This window comes from Streptomyces sp. NPDC096046, assembly GCF_040303285.1.
Lineage (GTDB): Bacteria > Actinomycetota > Actinomycetes > Streptomycetales > Streptomycetaceae > Streptomyces.
Genome location: NZ_JBEOSZ010000082.1, coordinates 1 through 19,080, shown reverse-complemented (window position 1 = coordinate 19,080; position 19,080 = coordinate 1). Strand labels below are relative to the sequence as shown.

The following is a 19,080-nucleotide window of genomic DNA, read 5'->3' as shown; positions in this document are numbered from 1 at the left end:
ACATCCCCGGTGGCTTCGTTCCCGCCTTCAACAAGGAGAGCGAGAACAACGAGCGTGTCGTCTGGCACTTCGACACCGAGCTCGGCGACATCGAGCCGCGAGCCGACTCGCGGTGACAGGACCCGGCGTGCGGTCGGTGCCGCGGACCCGGGAGATTCGGTGGCCGGTTATCCGGTGTGCGGCAGCCGGGGGCGGGGATGACGCCGAGCCGGCCGGCCTGGTAGTCCTCGAAGGCCTGGGTCAGTTCGTCGCGGGTGTTCATGACGAACGGGCCGTAGTGGGCTACCGGTTCACGAATCGGCTGCCCGCCCATGACGTACAGCTCCAGCTTCGGGGTGTGTGAAGCCTGCCGCGGCGTAGCGGTGAGGCGCAGGCCGTCCCCGGGCCCGTGCACGGCGAGTTGACCGACCTGGATCGGCCTGTGCTCGGCGCCGACGGTGCCGGCGCCGGCCAGGGCGTAGACCAGTGCGTTGTATCCGGGGTGCCAGGGCAGTATCAGGGGGAGGTGGACAGGGCCCCGACGTTCTCGTGATGCGTCCCGATGCGCGGGACGAAAGCGGTATTTCGCGAGAACGCCGGGGCCCTGGGGATCAGATGCGTGGAATAAGATCCGCCGGGTCGCCCGTCAGGCGGCGGCGAAGGCGTGCTTGTGTGCGTCCAGCCACTGCTGGAACGTCTGCAGTTGCGGGTTCAGGCCGCGGACGACGTCGAGGTCGCGGACCGCGTTGAACTGCGGCACTTCCGCATAGAACTGGAACATGTTGCCCGACTCGGCCGCGGCGGGGAACGGCTGCGCCCGCATCACGTCGAAGGGCACCGGCACGTACGCCACGTCTTCGCCCAGTGCCGCGCTGAGGTGCTCGGCCATCTGCTTGCCGGTCAGGTGCTCGCCGGCGATGGACACGGTGCGGCCGATGAGGTCGCCGCCGCGGCGGAAGATGCCGTAGGCGGTCCTGCCGATGTCTTCGACGGCGATGCCGGCGAGCAGGCTGTCGGCCATCGGCATGGCCAGCACGAGCCGGCCGTCGTCTCCCCGTCGCGGCGCCATCGGGCCGAGCAGGTTCTCCCAGTAGAAGGTGGTCTGCAGGAAGGTGGTCGGTACCCCGGCGTCGGTGAAGAACTGGTTGGCCTCGGCCTTGGCGTCGAAGTGCGGCACCTTGTAGCTGCCCATCAGCGTCGGCATGCGCTCGTCGTCCAGGGGGATGTAGTCGCGGGTGTCCTCCAGCGTCGACCAGATCACATGGGCCACACCGGCGGCCTTGGCGGCCCGGGCCATGGTGGCCGCCTCCTGCTTTTCCCGCTCGGGCGACATGTCCGCCCAGAAGTTGGTCACCAGAAATGCCCCGTGCGCACCGTCGAACGCATCCGTCAGGCTCCGCAGGTCGCCGAGGTCGGCCTTCACCACCTCGGCGCCCAGGGCCGCGAGCTCGCGTGCGGTGTCCGAGTCGGGGTTGCGGGTCAGTGCACGTACCGCGAACCCGCCGTCGGCGTCGGCCAGGATCGCCCTGGCCAGCCCGCCGCCCTGGGAACCGGTCGCGCCGACCACCGCGATCACTTTCTTCTCCGCCACGGCCTTCTCCTTCTTATGTGACTCAGGGGCGACACGGCCCATTGCATGACACATCATGCATCTCTGCGTCTGAAAGTGCATGACGTGTCAGATGATGTGTCATGTACGCTAGGGCGCAGGTGTATGACGTGTCAAGCACCCAGTAAACTCGTTGCACATGAACGACACACCCGCGTGGCTGAGCCCCGCCGAGCAGGACGCCTGGCGTGCCTTCATCCGCCTGCACCAGAAACTCTGGGCCACGCTGGAGCGTGACCTGAAGGCGCACAAGCTGTCCGGCGCCGACTTCCAGATCCTCGTCGCCCTCACCGACACCCCCGAGGGGCGGCAACGGTTCCAGGACCTCGCCGGCACCATCGAGTGGGAACAGAGCCGCCTGTCCCACCAGATCGCCAGGATGACCAAACGCGGCCTGGTGACCCGGGAAGAATGCGCCGAGGACGGACGCGGTGCCGTCGTCGCCGTCACACCGGCCGGCCGCACAATCATCGAAGCCGCCGCACCCCACCATGTGGCCACGGTCCGCCGCCTGGTCATCGACGCCCTCAGCCCGGACGAACTCGCCACCTTCGCACGGCTCTCCAACCACATCCTCGAACAACTGGACAGCGAGCCGCGGTGACCCCGACCCGCGGTCCCCGCTCTGGTGACACCACCGACTCCTGCCTTCGCTCGCCTCAGAGGACCCATGAGGCAGCCGGAATGCCTGTCCCGGCGAAGCTGCTCCCGGTCGACCTCGGCCCGTGAGGCGCCGTACCTCACCTCTCGCCACTCCGCGGTCTTGTCTCACCCCGCGCGCACTGGCCCGTGGCGTCGACCTGGCTGGGGTTGAGGAGCGAGCCGCCCGGGTTTGCCTCGAGCTCGGTCAGCAGGCCGCGCGCGACCTTGACGCATCAGTGATGCATCATTTACCGGCCGTGAGGCCCGCCCGTGGCCATGAAGGTCGCGGTGTCTTCGTCAAGGACGGTCACCGGCGCCGATTGCCGCAGCGTCCCGTGGCCGCTCGAAGGGCCAACTGCTCACGTTCGACAACTCGGCGGCGGTGATCTTCATCGACTACCAGCCGGAAATGCTCGACTGGATCAAGTCCATCGGCACCAAGAGGATGATGGTCAACGCGGGAGCGCTGGCCCGCCTCGCGGTCAAGATGGGCATCAACCAGCCGACGCTCCCGGAACTGCGTGCGGAGATCTGCACCCCCACCCGGGCCCGGGCCTCGGCATCGTGACCGCCCAGGCCGGTCCGGGGCTGCGGGGCGGACCGTGCGGGCATCCGCCTGCCGGAGCTGGCTGCGACGACACAGGACGCGTTGAGCGCGCTGCTGCCCCGCTCACCTACCAGCGCAATCCGGTCGACACCGGCCGGCCCGCCGAGACCTTCGCCGGTGTCCTCGCCGCCACGGCCTCGGATCCGGCGGCGGATCTGCTCGCCGTCTACGCCCTGACCGAGCCCGACAGGGTGGACCTTGCCTCGGCGGCGGCCGTCCGGCCGTGGTGGTCGTCGGCGGCCTCCCCGAGGACGTCGCCGAGCAGCGGGCGCGACTGTACAAGGCGGGGATTCCGGCGCCGATCGGACCGGCCTCGGGTGCCGATGCCGTACGGGCTCAGGTGACGCACGCACGGCATCGGGCCACGCCGGGCGACGGGCCCCCGCGTGAGCCAGCCCCATCGGCGCTGGACGAGGACGCCGCCAAGACGTTCCTCGCGGAGCTGGGCACCCCTACCCCGGACCGTGTCGCCTGCCACTCCCGTGCCGATGCCCGCCATGCCCTGCGTCTGCTGGGCGGGCCTTTGCGGTCAAGGTGCTCGACGCTGTGGTCCTCCACAAGGCGGAGATCGGCGGAGTCCACCTCAGCGTGCGTACTCGCGAGGAACTCGACGCGGCCCCGGACGCCATCGGCCCCGACCGCCGCTACCTGGTGGAGGCCATGGCCCCGGTCGGCCTCGACCTCCTGCTCGGCGTGCGCCGCGATCTTATGCTTGGGCCGGTCGTCCTCGCCGGGCTGGGCGGCACGGCTGCCGAGGCCCTTGCAGACGTGGCCATCCGACTCGCCCCGCTGTCCGTCGCCGAGGCTGCTTCGATGCCCGACGACCTGGCCGCCGGCGCCCTGCTCGACGACTGGCGCGGCGGGCCGATGCTCGACCGCCTCCAGTTCGGGCGGTTCGTCTCATCGCTCGCCGGCGCTCTGGTCGCCAGCCCCGACACCGCCGAGATCGAGATCAACCCGCTGCGGCTCACCGCCGACGGACTGATCGCACTGGACGCCGTGATCCTCCCTACCGTTCCACTCGCATTGGACGGCTGATGCCTCAGCATTCACCTGATGGCGGACTCGTTGGTCTGAACGGCCGGGAGGATCTGCCCGCGAACACTCCAAAACGTCGTGACGCTCCACCTGGCCCCTGCTCTCCAGGCGCATAGGCGGCCACGGATCCTCTTCGTTGCCTGCGGCACAGTACACCGCTTCACGCCTATCAAACACTTGGCATGCGCAAAGGGCATGAAGAATGCTGGGTACATGTCTCGTACGCTCGCTCTCGTCACCGGCGCCTCCTCCGGGATCGGCGCCGCCTACGCCCGCCTCCTCGCGCCGGACCACGACCTCATCCTGGTGGCCCGCCGCGCGGACCGGCTCAACGACCTGGCCGGCCTGAACCGCTCCGGGTCTGATGGAGGCTCGATTCCCTGAGAGGATCGAGTCATGGCACGTCCGTCCCCCTACCCTGCTGAGCTTCGTGAGCGTGCGGTGCGCATGGTCACGGAGATCCGTCCGAACTACCCGACCGAGTGGGCCGCGAGAAGGCTGTCGCGGCGAAGCTGGGGATCGGCGCGGCGGAGACGGTGCGGACCTGGGTCCGCAAGGCTGAGGTAGACGCCGGTCAGCGGCCCGGTGTCACGTCCGAGGAAGCTGCTGAGATCAAGCGGCTGCGGGCCGAGAATGCCGAGCTGCGGCGGGCGAACGAGATCTTGAAGGCGGCGTCGGCTTCTTCGCGGCCGAGCTCGACCGGCCGTCGAAGCGCTCGTAGCGTTCATCGACGAGTACCGCCAGGTGTTCGGAGTCGAGCCGATCTGCCGTGTCCTGTCCGGTCACGGGCTCAAGATCGCAACGAGCACCTACTACGCCGCCAAGAACCGCACCCCCAGCACCCGGGCCGTCCGTGACGCCGAGCTGAAGACGCACACCAGCCGTGTTCACAGGGACAACTTCAGCGTCTACGGGGTGCGAAAGGTCTGGCGGCAGCTGCACCGCGAAGGCATACCGGTGGCTCGCTGCACCGTCGCCCGGCTGATGCGCGACCTCGGCCTCGAGGGTGCCCGACGCGGGAAGAAGATCCGCACCACCATCCGGGACGACGGCCAGGAGCGGGCTGCTGACCTGCTCAGGCGCGACTTCACCGCGTCTGCTCCGAACGAGCGGTGGGTGGCCGACTTCACCTGTGTCGCCACCTGGTCCGGGATCGTCTACGTCGCGTTCGTCGTGGATGTGTTCTCCCGGGCGATCGTCGGCTGGTCCGCCTCTACCAGCAAGCGGGCAAGCTCGTCCTGGACGCCCTCGACATGGCACTGTGGCGCCGGGATCGTGCCGGAACTCCCGCTGCTCCAGGGCTGGTTCATCATTCGGATGCGGGCAGCCAGTACACGTCGTTCGCGTTCACCGCTCATCTCCTCGAGGCCGGCATCGATGCTTCGATCGGCACCGTCGGCGACGCCCTGGACAACGCGCTCATGGAGTCCCAGATCGGCCTCTACAAGACGGAGTTGATCAAGCCCCGTCGGCCCTGGCACGGCCTGGCCGACGTCGAACTCGCCACCGCGGAATGGGTCGACTGGTTCAACCACCAGCGCCTCCACACGGCGATCGGAGACATCCCGCCCCACGAGCACGAGACCAACTACTACGCTCAACTCCAGCCCCACCCGGCAGCTGGAGTCAACGCATAGAGCCTCCACCGATCCCGGAGCGGTTCACTGTCCACCGCGCTGGAACGGGCGGCGGCCGCCGGCTACACCCACCTCAACCTGGACGGCACCGTCATCCGGTTCCCGGCAGGACAGCTCGTTCGTGCCGGTGACGGCCTGGGCGTAGGGGCGGCACGGCAGAGCCGGGCCCCGCGGTCTCCCGTGGGGCCCGGCCGCAGAGGGGTCAGCGGGTGAAGGTGACCCGGTGCTCCTTCAGGGCGCCGCAGTTCGAGTCGTACACCTGCACGTACGTGTTGGCGATGCTGCCGCCCCAGTCCACGCAGTGACCCTTGCCGTAGACGTAGGCCGGTCCGGCGTACGACGTGAAGAGGCCCTCGTCGTAGTGGCCTTCCCCGGTGTCCGGAACGGAGATCCAGGCGGACATGGTCACAGCCTTGCCCGGGTTGTTGCGGATGGTCGTCACGCAGTTCTGGCCGTTGGAGGCGTTGTAGGTCAGGTAGACGGTCCCCAGCGAGCCGACGGCCGCCGAGTTGACCGTCTTGTAGCCACTTCCGCAGACCTTCTGCGGGGTGGTGTTGGGCGCGGCCGAGGCCGGCGACGCCAGGGCGGTCATGGTCCCGGCGGACAGGGCGGCCACGGCGGACGCGGCCAGGATGGAACGGGTGAATCGCATATTTCCCCCATGCAACTCTTCGAGGTGGTTGCTCCTGCATGGTGTGACCCGCGGGGTGCCCCAAGGGTTGTGCGCCATGTCGCGGCAACACCACGGGAGTTGAGGGAGATGCAAGCGGAGGGGGTGCCCCGTGGCGCGCTGCCCGAGCTTTCCCGGACGCCGTCCCGTTCACTCACGCGTCACCGATGGCACACGCGAGATCCAGAGGATCTGTGCAGGGATGTCACACAGGCTGCACACCACCCTTTCAAAGTCTCGTTAGCGTTACGGCTCGATCCCACGTGTGAATGTGACCAGGCCGCGGCCGGCGAGCCGCCGGAACAGCCAGATCGGGAAAACCACACATGCACTACTGCTCCTCGTGCCGTCGGCACCTCAACGGCGCCCTGGTCTGCCCGGGGTGCGGCGCCCACGCCCCCGGCATCGACCCCTCCGCCGCGGGCGGCCGTTCGGAGCCGGCCCCCCTGCCCGCCATGTCCTCTTGCGGACCGGTCGCCCGGGAGTACCCGCCCGCCACCGGCACCTGGCACGACGGGGCCGTGTGGGACGAGACGCCCGCCCGTCCACAGGAGAGCACCGGCTCCGGCTCGCCGGAGGGGCACGGCCCCTCGGAGACCGACACGGCCGAAGGCTATGAAGCCCGACCGGAGGGGCGGGCGGCCCGGCGTCGTCAGCTGGCCCGCTGGAAGAAGAACCAGCGACGGGCCGTGGTGGCGACGGCGGTCGCACTGGTGGGAGGTGGTTTGACCGTCGCCGCGATGAAGGGGAACGCCAAGCCCGGCGTGCAGGCGGCCACGACGCCGCAGGACACGACCATGGGCGGCGCCGCCGGGGAGGCGCCCACGTACACCGAACCGACGTCGTCCCGGCACGACACCCCGCGCTCCTCGCCCGCCACCGCGCCGCGCACCGACCGCGCCTCGCGCCACCAGGACTCCCGGCCCGCCGACCCCCGCGTCACCCCGTCGGACACCCGCACGGGCACGGCCGCCGCGCCCCGTGAACTTCCGTTGACCACATCGCCGCAGCGCAGGACCGTCCCGGACACCGTCGACACCGTCACCGGGGGTGCGGGCTCCTCCGGTGCGACGGTCACCGAGCCGACGGCCCCGCCGGCCGCCGGGGCCGATCAGGACGCCCAGCAGCCGACGTCCCCCTCGACGCCCCCGCCCGCGACGACCACCCAGCCCGAGACGCCTCCCTCCGACTCCACGTCCAAAGAGCTCTGCCTGCTCGTCATCTGCCTCGGCTGACCAGGTGCGGCCACCGGCACGCGGTGGCCGCCCGCAGCCGCCCTCCGTGCCTTCGGGCGCGTGACCGACGAGCGGACCGCTGGTGACGTTCCGGTGGAACCCATCGGTTCGCCGCGGACGGGCGGACTCCGACGTCGGTCTCGCCCCCGTGCTTTCGCGAGCGGCGGGAGGTCGAGACGGCACTCGTCGCAGGGCTATGTCGTGCAGGCGTACGGGACGCACCGGACCGACCGGCCGGGAGCGCGTGTTCGTCGCACGACGCCCGGAATGCAGCCCGCGGAGGCGGCACCGCCCGTACCGCGGGAAGCGGAAGCCGACCGTACAATCCTCGCGACCAAATCGGGGGCGACAGCAGCGGGGGAGTCCGCGTGGAAACGATCATCGTGCAATTGCCCGGAACCGCCCAGCCGGGTGAGGACGAGACGGGCAGTCCCGAACTGATCCACCTGGGGCCGGGGGACATCGCAGACTTCGGACGCGGCCGAACGGGGGTCCGCATCGTCCTGCCCGACCCGGGGGTCTCCCGCCGGGCCGGGCAACTGGAAGCGGCCGGGGACTACTGGCGGCTGTCCAACTTCAGCCGCAGCGTCTCGTACGTGGTGGAGAGCCTGGAGGGGGCCGGCGAGTACCTCACCGTCGCGCCGGGGCGGCTCGGGGCACCCGTGCCCTTCGAGTTCTCCCGCGTGGTGCTGCCCGCCCTGTCCGGCACCGCCACGTTCAAGGTGTTCGCGCCCCAGCACGCCTATCTCGGCGAGCAGGCCGTGCCCGGCGGTGGCGAACAGACCGTCCACCCCTTCGCCCTGGACCCCACGTCGAAGTACTTCCTCGTCCTGGTGGCCCTGTGCGAACCCCGGCTGCGCGACCCCTCCGACTCGGCACTGCCCGGCGTCGGGCAGATCGTCGAGCGGCTGCGGCCGCTGGAGTCCTGCCGGGACCTCACCCGCTCCGCGGTCAACTACCACATCGACTACCTCGCCTTCGCCAAACTGCGCCTGGACCCCGGCGAGGAGGCCAACTCCGCCGCCGACGGCGGTCGCACCGGCGCCAAGCGCACCCGGCTCGCCTCCGTCGCCCTGCGCTTCGGCCTGGTCCGCGAGGAGCACCTCGGCCTGCTGCCGCCCCGCCGCGCCGGCCGCCTCCCCGACCCGCAGGAGGCAGGCGCATGACGACGCCCGACGAACGGGACGACGAACTGGAAGCACCCCGCCCACCCGGCCTGCCGGAGGGGTTCCGCATGGACGGATGGGAACTGGGCCCGGTCATCGGTTCCGGCGGCTGGGGCACCGTCTACGAGGCCCGCAAGGTCGACGACGGAACGCCCGCGGCGGTGAAGGTGCTGCCGACCGGCGCCCTGGGCCCCGGACAACGCGCCGCACTCGGGGAACTCGTGGCCCGCGAGGTCCGCTTCAGCGCCGAGGCCGACCACCCCCACCTCGTCTGCACCCACGCCGTGTGCACCGTCGAGGCACCCCAACTGCCCGCCCTGGACGGCGCGATCGCGCTGGTCATGGACCGGGCCGAGGCCAGCCTCAAGGACGTACTGGACGCCGCGGAGACGGGCGGGCCGATCGCGGACGCCGACCGCGTCCTGCGCGGCGTCGCCGCCGGACTCGCCCACATGCACGACGCCGGCTGGGTGCACGGCGACCTCAAGCCCGCCAACGTCCTGCTGGGCCCCGGCGGTCAGGTGTGGCTGGCCGACTTCGGTCTCACCGCCGAACTCGACGGCACCCACGCCCACTTGCCGCCGCTGGGCACCCTCGACCACCTGCCCCCCCGAGTGGTGGTCGCAGCGCACCGGCACCCAGGGCGCCGTCGTCCGGCCCACCGCCGACATCTGGGCCTTCGGCGTCCTCGCCCACCAGGTGCTCACCGGCGGACTCCACCCCTTTCCCGGCGCGACGGCCCGGGCCCGCTCGCTGGCCGCCCAGACCTACGCCCGCGGCACGGCGCCCCTGCGCCTCGACGCGGGCTTCGGTGAGGACATGCGCCGGCTGATCGCCGACTGCCTCGCCCCGGACCACGCCGCCCGCCTCCCGCACACGGCCGCCGGTGTCGCCGCCCGGGTCCAGGCCATCACCGGCGGCCCGCACCGCCGCCGAAGACGCCTGGTGCCCGCGGCCGCGGCCGGACTCGTCGTCCTGACCGCCGCCGCGGTCGCCGGGGCGGCCCTGCTCGGGGGCGGCGGAGGCGGCACCCGGGACGAAGGCCGCGACATCCCCGCCGCCACCGGTACGCCCACGTCCGGCCCGCCGGCCGGCGAGATCCCCGAGGACTCCGACGTGCCCGAGGAACTGCGCCCCGTCATCGCCCGCGCGGCGCACCGCTGCACCGACGAGGAGATCACGCCCGCCCTGCTCGCCGCGCTGGTCAAGGCGGAGAGCGACTTCGACCCCAACGCCTCCCGCCCGGAGAGCGAGGAGTACGGCATCGCCATGTGGACACCGTCGGTGTTCCGCGCCTGGGCCGTGGACGGGGACGGCGACGGCGACAAGGACCACATGTCGCCGCCGGACGCGATCTCCACCATGAGCCTGTACGTGTGCTGGCTCGACCAGCGCTTCAAACAGGCCGGGCTGCCGAAGAAGGAACTGCCCGCGCTCGTCGCGGCCGGCTACCGCACCAGTGACCGCACGGTCATCGAGGAGCGCGGCGTACCGGAGCGGGTACGGCCGCACGTGGACAAGGTGATGCGCTACCTCGCCGAGTACCAGCGCTGAGCCGCACGAGCGCGAGCGGTGGACGGGGCCGAGGCCCCGCCCACCGCTCGTCCCCCGTTCCCGTCACGGCAGCGGCAGGCCGCACTCCGGGACGTTCGGCAGCCGGTTGTCCGGCACGGCCGCGGCGGCGCGGGGAGCGGGGGCGGCTTCCTTCCGCGCTCCCGAGATCGCCGCCCGGGAGCCGCACGTGCCCGTCCCGAACGCCCCGGATCAGCCCGGCAGATCGGGGCCCACCCAGTACGCCGAGGGCATGGCCCTGAAGTACTTCTACTCCGACAAGTGCGGCTCGTTCGCCCGGATCGAGAACTCCCGGCCCGGCTGCGCGGCCGTACCCCGCGACACGGCCGAAAACCGCTCGACGCCCCCCGCCACCGCTGTCTACGATCCACCGCGCGGCATCGCGTGCCGGTCACCGGCCGGGTGAGGCATGGAGGCGCCGCGGAGATGCCCGTGGAGGCATTCAACCGTGTCAGTCGAGTTCAACCACACCATCGTCCTGTCCCGTGACCGGGAGAAGTCCGCTCATTTCCTCGCAGACATCCTGGGACTGAAGGTCGGCGCACCGACCGGGGTCTTCCTGCCGGTGACGACCGACAACGGCGTCACGCTGGACTTCCTCACCATCGACGCCGACATCCCCATGCAGCACTACGCGTTCCTCGTCTCCGAGGACGAGTTCGACGAGGCCCTGGCGCGCCTGGTGAAGGCCCGCGTGCCCCTCCAGGCCGACCCGCACGGCAATCATCCCGGTCGCATCAACCGCAACGACGGCGGCCGGGGCGTCTACTTCCTGGACCCGGCGGGCCACGGCATGGAGATACTCACCCGCCCGTACGGCACGGATCCGGCCTCGGAGCTGAACGGGGTCACGGAGGACGTGCCCGGGGCGGTCTGAATCGGCCCCGGGCCGGTCAGCCGTCGTCCGACTGCACGGTCACGGGGGCCGGTTCGGAACCGGCCCCCGTGGCCTGCTCCCGGCGCGGGAGCAGCAGCGGCGTGGCGAGCAGCAGGGCACCGGCCAGTGCGATGGCCGTCCGGGGACCGGTCCGGGCGGCCAGCACTCCCCACAGGGCGGTCGTCGCGGCGGTGGTGGCCTTGCCGGTGGCCGACCAGGCGGCCAGGGTGCGGGTGACCCGGTCCCCGGGGGTGCGGTCGAGGCGGTGGGTGGCGAGGACCGGGTTGAACACGCCGCAGCAGGTGATCAGGCCGAACTCGACCAGCATGATCAGCGCCAGGCCGGGCACCCCGGGACCGGTGAAGGCCAGGCCGATCGGCCAGCAGGCCCGGAGCGCCCCCGCGGTGAGCAGGACGCGGTGGAGGCCGTGGCGTGCGACGAGGCGCGGAGCCAGACGGGAGCCGAGCAGGCCGCCGGTGCAGGGCACCGCGAAGGCGAGGGCGTACTGCCACGGCGCGAAGTGCAGGTCGTCGACCATCAGGACCAGCAGCGGCGGAGAGGCCGCCATGATCAGGGAGTTCACCAGGAGCGAGTTGAGGAACAGCGGGCGCAGGGCCGGGTCGGCCAGGATGTGGCGCCAGCCGTCGAGCAGTTCACCGGTCCGGGGCACCGGGGGGCGCGACCGTGTCGGGTGCTTCTCGGTGTCGCCGATGGCCCGGATGCCGATCGCCGAGAGCAGATGGCTCACGGCGTCGGCCACCACCGTCGTCACGGGTCCGAACAGGCCGATCGCGGCCCCTCCCAGCGGCGGGCCGACCATGCTGGCGGTCCAGGTCGTCGCCTCGAAGCGTCCGTTCGCGACGAGCAGGTCCCGCCGCGGCAGCAGGTCCTTGAGGAACGCCCCGGCCGCCGCGTTGAAGGTGATGTCGGCCGCCGCCACGGCCACCGACACCAGCAGCAACTGGCCGAAGCCCAGCCGGCCGGCGGTGAACGCCACGGGGATGCTCAGCAGCATCACACACCGGACCAGGTCCGCAGCGATCATCACCGGCCGTTTGCGGCGGATCTCCACCCACGGCCCGAGCGGCACCGACACCGCCGCGCCGACCGCCGGTCCCACCGCGGCCAGCAGCGACACCTGCGTCGGCCCGGCGTCCAGCGCCAGGACCGCGATCAGGGCGAACGCGTCGAAGGCGAGCCATGTGCCCGCCGTGCTGACCGCGTACGCGCCCCACAGCCACCCGAACCGTCGCCCCAGCGACCGTCTGCCCGCCATCCCCCGCGCACTCCCCGCTCACCCGGACAACCCGATGTTGTCCGGGAGTCATCCAAGCGAGAAGCCGGCAGGCCGAGCAAACAACCGCATCCCGCCCGCACCACAACCAACCGTTGTGACACGGTGTGGGGCGTGGGACCTCAGCGCTGGTACAGCCCCACCAGGGTCCCGTCCGCCAGGCGGCGCCGCTCGACCTCCTCGTGCACCTGGTCCGCGCGCGGGGCGTCGGGCAGGACGCACGGTTCGGACAGGGCGTAGAGCCGGAAGACGTAGTGGTGGGCGTCGTCACCCGGCGGCGGATGCGGGCCGCCCCAGCCGTGCTGCCCGTAGCCGTTGATGAGTTCCGTGCCGCCCGGCGGGCTCTGCCCGGCCCCGACGCCGTCGCTGTGCGGGTCGATGCCGACCACGACCCAGTGCGCGAAGGTCCCCGACGGGGCGTCGGGATCCTCGCACAGCAGGACCAATTCGGCCGCGTCGTCCGGTACACCGCTCCAGGTCAGCGGCGGAGAGATGTTCGGTCCCTCGTAGGAGTGCCGACGCGCGATGAAGGAGTGGTCGTTGAACGCGTCGCTGCTGAGTTCGATGCCGGTCATGCCGCCCGGGGTACCCCCGGGGGTCGCGGGGCACACGGTTCGCGACCGGATCCCCCGGGTACCCGGCAGGGCGAGCGAACGAGGCGGGGGAGTGAGGAACCCGACGATGTCCCCCCTGGCAGAACACACCGCGGACGAGGTCCGGGAGGACCGCCGCGCCCCCGCCCGCACCGCGCGGCTGCGCAGCCGCATCCCCGAGCCCGACGAGGAACCGGACCTCCTCGGCCGGTACCTCGCACAGATCTCGGCGACCCCGCTGCTCACCGCGGAGGACGAGGTGCGGCTGGCCCGGCGGATGGAGACAGGCGTCCGGGCGCTGGAGGAGCTGGACCTGGCCGACGCCGGTGAACGCGGCCTCACGGCGAAGCGGCGCCGGGAACTGGAGGACGCCGTGCGCGGCGGGCAGGCGGCCAAGGACCACATGGTCCGCGCCAATCTCCGGCTCGTCGTGTCGATGGCCAAGCGGCACGCCCACCGCGGTCTGCCCCTCCTGGACGTCATCCAGGAGGGCAACCTGGGGCTGATCCGGGCCGTGGAGAAGTTCGACCACACCAAGGGCTTCAAGTTCTCCACGTACGCGACCTGGTGGATCCGCCAGGCGATCGAACGGGGCCTGGCCGCGCACGCCCGCTCCGTACGGTTGCCGATGCACGTCGTGGAGCAGTTGCAGAAGATCGCCAAGGTCGAGCGGCGGCTGCGACTCGACCTCGAACGGGAGCCGACCGTCGAGGAGGTGGCCCGCGAGAGCGGCCTCGCCGAGGACAGGATCGGCTGGCTGCGCCATGTCGGACGGGACGCCGTCAGCCTGGACACACCGGTGGACGACCAGGGCGAGACCGTCGTCGGCGACCTCATCGCCGACACCGAGGTGCTCCGGGCCCCGGAGGCGGCCGAGTTCCGGGCGCTCGCCGAGGAACTCCGCGAGGCCGTCGGCACGCTCGCGCCCCGCGAGGCGATGATCCTCAGCCTGCGCTACGGGCTGCACGACGGGCATCCCCGCACCCTGAACGAGGTCGCGCGGCGCGTCGGTCTGACCCGCGAGCGGGTACGCCAACTCGAGAAGGAGTCGCTCGCCCGGCTGCGGGAACCGGGCCGGCGCGAACGGCTGGTGGCCTGGGCGGGCTGACGCCCCGCCCGTCCCGCCTCGCGCCACGACGTCCGGCGCCGAGGCGGCCTGACGCCCCGCCCGTCCCGCCTCGCGCTACGACCTCCGGCGCCGCGACGACCGCAGGCCAGGTCGCCCGCGACGACGTGCGAGACCGGGCGCTGCCGCTTGACCAACGGCGTGGACAGGGCGTGACCGGGGTGAGGGTGCCGGCCGCGAGTGCACGGATGCCGATGCGCCCGTCGATGTCGTGGTCCTCGTGCCCGCGGTCGGCCGGCCGCCGTGACCGACAGCCCCGCCGCCGAGGTCAGGCGTCGACCGTCACCGCGCACGACCACCCGAAGGGATCCGGCCCGATCCGCAGCCGGTTCCACACCACCGCCGTCGGCATCGCCCCCGTGATCTCCACGTCGGCGATGCCGGTGACCGCCAGGCGTACGTCCAGGCCGCCGTCGGCCTCGTCCGCCTCCACGTCCACGGGCACCTGGCCGTACACCTCCAGCCGGAAGATGATCTCGTCCAGCAGCGAGGCGAGCAGGTCGTCGTCGCTGGCCTCGGGCAGCCGCACCCGGTCCACAGCGGTGGCCCGCACCCCGGAGACGTCCGCGAAACACTCCACCATCGCCAGGACGGCCTCCGCCAGACAATGCTCCCGGCACGCCGCCCACGCCTCGATCCGGATGTCGCCCGGATGCGGCACCGCCCGGTGCCCGCACTCGCCCGGCTGCCGCCCTTGCCCGCCGTCGCCCGTGTCACCGCCCATGGACATCGCCTGCCCGGGGCTCGCCCACCCATGCGGCGCCGGCCCCGCCGTGTCGATCAAACGGGCTCGTCCGCGAGATACGGCGGTGCCGGATCGTACTGCACACTGCGCCGCACCTCCCGCGCGTGCTCCCGCCCGTGCAACCGCCCCACCAGCCACAACGCACTGTCGATACCGGCGGAGACGCCCTGGCTGGTGACCAGGTCGCCGTCCACGACGTAGCGGGCGTCCCGGACGACGGTCACGTCCCCCCGCGCCTCCAAGGCGTCCTCGTAGCTCCGGTGTGTGGCCACCCGACGCCCCCGGGCGGGCCCGGCGGCATGCAGCAGAAACGTTCCGGTGCACACCCCGTGCACCCATGCGGTCCGCTCCGCCGTCTTCCCGATCCAGTCGGTGACCACCGGGTTGTGCGGCTGGACCTCACGCGCGCCGCGCCCTCCCGGTACATGCAGCACGTCCAGCGGCGGATGATCGTCGAGGGTGTGGCCGGGCAGGACGCGCAGGCCCTTGTTGCACCGCACCGGCCCGGGGTGCTCGGCGATGAGCACGGCCGAGTCGCCGCTCGCCCGGAGCCGGGCCGAGACGGTGAACACCTCCCAGGGCCCCACGAAGTCGAGCTCCTCCGCGTCCTCGAAAACCAGCAGGCCATAGGTCGTCACGCGCTTCTTCCTTCCTCTGCGGGATCGGCCAGGGACCCCGCGGTGGAGCGGAACCTGGCGCGGTATTCCGACGGCGCGACACCGAGCCGGCGGTGGAACGTACGGCGCAGGGTCTCGGCCGTGGAGAAGCCGTAGCGGCGGGCGATGGTCTCGACCGGCTCGTCCCCGTCCGTGAGCGCGCGCTGCGCCGCCTCGACGCGCACCCGCTCGACATACGCCGCCGGCGGTGCGCCCAGTTCGGCGGTGAAACGGCGCTGCAGGTGCCGAGGGCTCAGCCCCGCGTGCGCGGCGAGGCCGGCGATGTCGTGCCGGGCGCCCGGATCGGCGTGGATCGCGGTGACGGCGGCCCGCACCGGGTCCGTCGCCGGCTGCCGTGACCACAGCGCCACACTGAACTGCGACTGGCCCCCCGGGCGGCGCAGGAACAGCACCAGCCGACGGGCCACCTCGTGCGCGACGTCCCGGCCCAGATCGTCCTCCACCAGGGCGAGCGCCAGATCCATCCCGGCCGTCACCCCGGCCGACGTCCACACCCGCCCGTCCCGGACGAAGATCGGCTCGCAGTCCACGCGCACCTCGGGATGCTCCCGGGCCAACTGCTCCCCGCGGGCCCAATGCGTGGTGACCCGCCGCCCCTCCAGCAGCCCCGCGGCGGCCAGCAGGAAGGCCCCGCTGCACACCGAGGCCACCCGCCGGGCACCGGACGCGGCGGCGGCGACCCAGGCGACCAGTGCCTCGTCCTCCCGCGCCCGGTCGACGCCCCGGCCCCCGACCACCACGAGGGTGTCCGTCCCGGTGGGGTCGAGGTCCGCCACGCCGTGCCCGGCGTGCACGAGCAGCCCGCTCACCGCCCGGACCGGCCCCGCCCCTGTGGCCACGACCTCGCAGGCGTACTCGCCCGCACTGTGGAACACCTCGTGCGGCCCGGTGAGGTCGAGCGGCTGGAAGCCGTCGAAGACGACGAAGACAACACGGCGATCGGTCACGACCTCACGTTCCACCGGCCGTCGGCACGGCGTCAACGACACGCATCCCACAGATCGCGCCATGGGACGTCCCTCCCGGAGCGGGTACCACGGGAGGCGTGGGGAGAGGAGGCTGACGATGATCTCCCGGACCGTCACCGTGTCCGCGGGCGGTGTCGGGCTGACCGGCGATCTGGCCGTGCCGGCGGACGCCCGTGCGGTCGTGCTGTTCGCGCACGGCAGCGGCAGCTCCCGGCACAGCCCCCGCAACCGCGAGGTCGCCGCCGGTCTGCGCGCCGCCGGATTCGGCACCCTGCTGATCGACCTGCTCACCGAGGAGGAGGAACGCCAGGACGCCGTCACCGCCGAACTCCGCTTCGACATCGCCCTGTTGGGCCGCCGGCTGACGGACGCCCTCGACTGGCTGGCGCGGCAGCCCGGCACCTCGGAGCTGCCCGTCGTCCTGTTCGGCGCCAGCACCGGCGCGGGCGCGGCCCTGGTCGCCGCGGCGCGGCGACCCCACCGGGTACGGGCGGTCGTCTCGCGCGGCGGACGGCCCGACCTCGCGGGCGAGGCCCTGGACACCGTACGGGCCCCGGTGCTGCTGATCGTGGGCGGCCGGGACACCCACGTGCTGCGGCTCAACCAGGAGGCCGCCCGGCGGCTGCCCGGACCGCACACCCTCCGCCTGGTGCCCGGCGCCACCCACCTGTTCGAGGAACCGGGGGCACTCGACCAGGTCACCGACGCGGCCCGGCAGTGGTGCGACGAGCAGCTGCGAACCGCCGACGGCCGGTGACCGCCGGGCCCGCATCGCCCCGCCGGACCGGGGGTACGCGGGAGGCGGACCGGCCGAAGGCCTCTCCGTGCGGGAAGAGGTGACCGTCATGCGGTTCCGTGATCGTCGGCACGCCGGTGAGGAACTGGCCGAAACACTGCGCGTCCGGCAGCGCGAGGGGGGCCTGCCCGACCCCCTCGTCCTCGCCCTGCCCCGCGGTGGTGTCGCCGTGGCGCGCGAGGTCGCCGCCGCGCTGGACGCCCCGCTCGACGTGCTCGTCGTACGCAAGATCGGGGCGCCCCGCCATGAGGAGCTCGGCGTCGGCGCGATGGCCGGGGACGAGGTGCCGCTGCTTGACGAGCAGGCCCTGCGCCACCTCGGCATCAGCGAGGCGGCCCTCGCCCCCGTCATCGAACGCGAGCGAGCCGAACTGCGCCGCCGCGAACGGCTGTACCGGCGGGGACGGCCCGCGCCGGAGCTGCGCGGACGGACCGTGATCGTCGTCGACGACGGTCTGGCGACCGGCTCCACGGCCCGCGCCGCGCTGCGCTTCGTACGCCGTCAGGCGCCCGCACGCGTGCTGCTGGCCGCGCCCGTGTGCTCTCCGGAGGGAGCCGGTCTGATGCGGGCGGAGGCCGACGAGGTGATCTGCCTGCACCGGCCGGCCGCGTTCACGGCCGTGGGCCTGTGGTACGAGAACTTCGACCAGCTGACGGACCAGGACGTCCTGGAAGCCCTCCACGTGCAGCTTTGACCCATTGTTCATCTGGCAGGAGTGGCGGAATCCAGCCACCGGGGACAAGGATGTCCTTCCCCCCACCTGCACCAGGAGCAACAGTGAACGTCTCGCTGTCCGTGTGGCTGCTGACCGTGGCAGCCCTGTGCGTGCTCGTCGCCGTCGACTTCTTCGTCGGCCGCAAGCCGCACGACGTGTCCATCAGAGAAGCCGGGACGTGGACGGTGGTGTGGATCGTCCTGGCCCTGCTGTTCGGCGTGGGGCTGTGGTACTTCGGTGGGAGCGGGCCCACCGGCGAGTTCTTCGCCGGGTACATCACCGAGAAGTCGCTCAGCGTCGACAACCTCTTCGTCTTCGTCCTGATCATGGGGAAGTTCGCGGTGCCCACGCAGTACCAGCAGCGGGTACTGATGGTGGGCGTCCTGATGGCCCTGGTCCTGCGGGCCGTGTTCATCGCGGCCGGCGCGGCGATCATCTCCGCCTTCTCCTGGGTCTTCTACCTCTTCGGCGCGTTCCTGATCTGGACCGCCTGGAAGCTGGTCCAGGACGCGCGCACCCAGGACCACGAGGAGGAGTACCAGGAGAACAAGCTGCTGAAGATGGCGGAGCAGCGCTTCGGCGTGGCCGACCGCTATCACGGCACGAAGCTGTTCATCATCGAGAACGGCAAGCGGATCATGACCCCGATGCTGGTCGTGATGCTCGCCATCGGCTCCACCGACGTGCTGTTCGCCCTCGACTCCATCCCGGCCATCTACGGCCTGACGCAGGACCCCTACATCGTGTTCACCGCGAACGCCTTCGCGCTCATGGGCCTGCGCCAGCTGTACTTCCTCATCGGCGGCCTGCTGAAGAAGCTGGTCCACCTCTCCTACGGCCTGTCGATCATCCTCGGTTTCATCGGCGTGAAGCTGGTGCTGCACGCGCTGCACGAGTCGGGCGTGCACGTGCCCGAGATCGGCATCCCGTTCTCGCTGGGCTTCATCGTGCTGGTCCTGGCGGTGACGACGTTCACGAGTCTGCGGGCGTCGAAGAAGCAGGCGGCCGAGGCGGCGGCACCGTCCGCCCCCGAGTCCTCCTAGTGCCGCGGCAGGCAACGTTTGCCCGTCAAGGAGCGGCGTCCGGTGCGTGCTCTCGGCGTGCCGGGTGCAAGCCCTCGTACTGGGTGTACTT

Annotated in this window: 21 protein-coding genes and 3 pseudogenes; 16 read left to right on the top strand and 8 right to left on the bottom strand. The window is 71.8% G+C overall.

Annotated elements, in window-relative coordinates:
* Positions 1-95: pseudogene (locus ABTX62_RS36475) on the top strand (phosphatidylserine decarboxylase); the annotation flags it as partial.
* A 95-nt stretch (positions 96-190) separates the two neighbouring features.
* Here ABTX62_RS36475 and ABTX62_RS36470 read toward each other — a convergent pair.
* Positions 191-499, bottom strand: a pseudogene (locus ABTX62_RS36470) (pirin-like C-terminal cupin domain-containing protein); the annotation flags it as partial.
* A 126-nt stretch (positions 500-625) separates the two neighbouring features.
* Positions 626-1,570: an NmrA/HSCARG family protein gene (locus ABTX62_RS36465; RefSeq protein WP_352120202.1), complete on the bottom strand. Its 945-nt coding sequence runs from the start codon at positions 1,568-1,570 to the stop codon at positions 626-628.
* A gap of 157 nt (positions 1,571-1,727) precedes the next feature.
* Here ABTX62_RS36465 and ABTX62_RS36460 point away from each other — a divergent pair, with 157 nt between their 5' ends.
* The 5 genes and pseudogenes from ABTX62_RS36460 (at position 1,728) to ABTX62_RS36440 (ending at position 5,512) form a co-directional block, all read left to right on the top strand.
* A complete protein-coding gene (locus tag ABTX62_RS36460) occupies positions 1,728-2,192 on the top strand; it encodes a MarR family winged helix-turn-helix transcriptional regulator (RefSeq protein WP_352120201.1) in 465 nt (154 codons plus the stop codon).
* Positions 2,193-2,612: 420 nt separating this feature from the next.
* Positions 2,613-2,798 (top strand): hypothetical protein, encoded by a 186-nt coding sequence (locus ABTX62_RS36455; protein ID WP_352120200.1) that lies wholly within the window; start codon positions 2,613-2,615, stop codon positions 2,796-2,798.
* Positions 2,799-3,236: 438 nt separating this feature from the next.
* Positions 3,237-3,875 (top strand): acetate--CoA ligase family protein, encoded by a 639-nt coding sequence (locus tag ABTX62_RS36450; protein ID WP_352120203.1) that lies wholly within the window; start codon positions 3,237-3,239, stop codon positions 3,873-3,875.
* A 213-nt stretch (positions 3,876-4,088) separates the two neighbouring features.
* Complete coding sequence (locus ABTX62_RS36445) at positions 4,089-4,259, top strand: hypothetical protein (protein WP_502998082.1); 171 nt, start codon at positions 4,089-4,091, stop codon at positions 4,257-4,259.
* A gap of 12 nt (positions 4,260-4,271) precedes the next feature.
* Positions 4,272-5,512 (top strand): annotated as a pseudogene (locus tag ABTX62_RS36440) (IS3 family transposase).
* A gap of 202 nt (positions 5,513-5,714) precedes the next feature.
* Here the strand turns inward: ABTX62_RS36440 and ABTX62_RS36435 are convergent.
* A complete protein-coding gene (locus ABTX62_RS36435) occupies positions 5,715-6,164 on the bottom strand; it encodes a spore-associated protein (RefSeq protein ID WP_352120199.1) in 450 nt (149 codons plus the stop codon).
* Positions 6,165-6,508: 344 nt separating this feature from the next.
* On the opposite strand from ABTX62_RS36435, the gene ABTX62_RS36430 reads away from it, so the two are divergent.
* From ABTX62_RS36430 to ABTX62_RS36405, 6 genes are all read left to right on the top strand, one after another.
* Positions 6,509-7,417, top strand: coding sequence for an SCO2400 family protein (locus tag ABTX62_RS36430; protein ID WP_352120198.1), 909 nt, complete (start codon positions 6,509-6,511; stop codon positions 7,415-7,417).
* Between the two features lie 368 nt (positions 7,418-7,785).
* A complete protein-coding gene (locus tag ABTX62_RS36425; protein WP_352120197.1) occupies positions 7,786-8,583 on the top strand; it encodes a serine/threonine protein kinase in 798 nt (265 codons plus the stop codon).
* Positions 8,580-9,398 (top strand): protein kinase family protein, encoded by an 819-nt coding sequence (locus ABTX62_RS36420; protein WP_352120196.1) that lies wholly within the window; start codon positions 8,580-8,582, stop codon positions 9,396-9,398. The genes ABTX62_RS36425 and ABTX62_RS36420 overlap by 4 nt, the downstream gene beginning before the upstream one ends.
* Complete coding sequence (locus ABTX62_RS36415; RefSeq protein ID WP_352120195.1) at positions 9,283-10,137, top strand: transglycosylase SLT domain-containing protein; 855 nt, start codon at positions 9,283-9,285, stop codon at positions 10,135-10,137. The genes ABTX62_RS36420 and ABTX62_RS36415 overlap by 116 nt, the downstream gene beginning before the upstream one ends.
* A gap of 187 nt (positions 10,138-10,324) precedes the next feature.
* On the top strand, positions 10,325-10,561 hold the full coding sequence (locus ABTX62_RS36410) for a hypothetical protein (RefSeq protein WP_352120194.1): 237 nt from the start codon (positions 10,325-10,327) through the stop codon (positions 10,559-10,561).
* 42 nt (positions 10,562-10,603) lie between these two features.
* Positions 10,604-11,032 carry a VOC family protein gene (locus ABTX62_RS36405; RefSeq protein WP_352120193.1) on the top strand — a complete coding sequence of 143 codons (429 nt, stop codon included), beginning with the start codon at positions 10,604-10,606 and terminating at the stop codon, positions 11,030-11,032.
* Positions 11,033-11,048: 16 nt separating this feature from the next.
* Here the strand turns inward: ABTX62_RS36405 and ABTX62_RS36400 are convergent, their stop codons facing one another.
* On the bottom strand, positions 11,049-12,308 hold the full coding sequence (locus ABTX62_RS36400) for an MFS transporter (protein WP_352120192.1): 1,260 nt from the start codon (positions 12,306-12,308) through the stop codon (positions 11,049-11,051).
* A 140-nt stretch (positions 12,309-12,448) separates the two neighbouring features.
* The gene (locus ABTX62_RS36395; RefSeq protein WP_283968552.1) at positions 12,449-12,901 is read right to left on the bottom strand and encodes a YbhB/YbcL family Raf kinase inhibitor-like protein; all 453 of its coding nucleotides are present in this window, start codon (positions 12,899-12,901) and stop codon (positions 12,449-12,451) included.
* Positions 12,902-13,007: 106 nt separating this feature from the next.
* Here ABTX62_RS36395 and ABTX62_RS36390 point away from each other — a divergent pair, with 106 nt between their 5' ends.
* On the top strand, positions 13,008-14,027 hold the full coding sequence (locus tag ABTX62_RS36390) for a sigma-70 family RNA polymerase sigma factor (protein ID WP_352120191.1): 1,020 nt from the start codon (positions 13,008-13,010) through the stop codon (positions 14,025-14,027).
* A 286-nt stretch (positions 14,028-14,313) separates the two neighbouring features.
* Here ABTX62_RS36390 and ABTX62_RS36385 read toward each other — a convergent pair whose 3' ends face one another.
* From ABTX62_RS36385 to ABTX62_RS36375, 3 genes are read right to left on the bottom strand one after another with little or no spacing between them, the layout of a single operon-like run.
* Positions 14,314-14,769 (bottom strand): archease, encoded by a 456-nt coding sequence (locus tag ABTX62_RS36385; protein WP_352120190.1) that lies wholly within the window; start codon positions 14,767-14,769, stop codon positions 14,314-14,316.
* A gap of 56 nt (positions 14,770-14,825) precedes the next feature.
* The gene (locus ABTX62_RS36380; RefSeq protein WP_352120189.1) at positions 14,826-15,428 is read right to left on the bottom strand and encodes a DJ-1/PfpI family protein; all 603 of its coding nucleotides are present in this window, start codon (positions 15,426-15,428) and stop codon (positions 14,826-14,828) included.
* Positions 15,425-16,414: a GlxA family transcriptional regulator gene (locus tag ABTX62_RS36375; RefSeq protein WP_352120188.1), complete on the bottom strand. Its 990-nt coding sequence runs from the start codon at positions 16,412-16,414 to the stop codon at positions 15,425-15,427. The genes ABTX62_RS36380 and ABTX62_RS36375 overlap by 4 nt, the downstream gene beginning before the upstream one ends.
* 118 nt (positions 16,415-16,532) lie before the next feature.
* Between ABTX62_RS36375 and ABTX62_RS36370 the strand changes: the two genes are divergently transcribed.
* The 3 genes from ABTX62_RS36370 (at position 16,533) to ABTX62_RS36360 (ending at position 18,989) form a co-directional block, all read left to right on the top strand.
* Positions 16,533-17,192: a dienelactone hydrolase family protein gene (locus tag ABTX62_RS36370; RefSeq protein ID WP_352120187.1), complete on the top strand. Its 660-nt coding sequence runs from the start codon at positions 16,533-16,535 to the stop codon at positions 17,190-17,192.
* Between the two features lie 88 nt (positions 17,193-17,280).
* Positions 17,281-17,925 (top strand): phosphoribosyltransferase, encoded by a 645-nt coding sequence (locus ABTX62_RS36365; RefSeq protein ID WP_352120186.1) that lies wholly within the window; start codon positions 17,281-17,283, stop codon positions 17,923-17,925.
* Between the two features lie 83 nt (positions 17,926-18,008).
* Complete coding sequence (locus ABTX62_RS36360) at positions 18,009-18,989, top strand: TerC family protein (RefSeq protein ID WP_352120185.1); 981 nt, start codon at positions 18,009-18,011, stop codon at positions 18,987-18,989.
* Positions 18,990-19,080 lie beyond the last annotated feature (91 nt).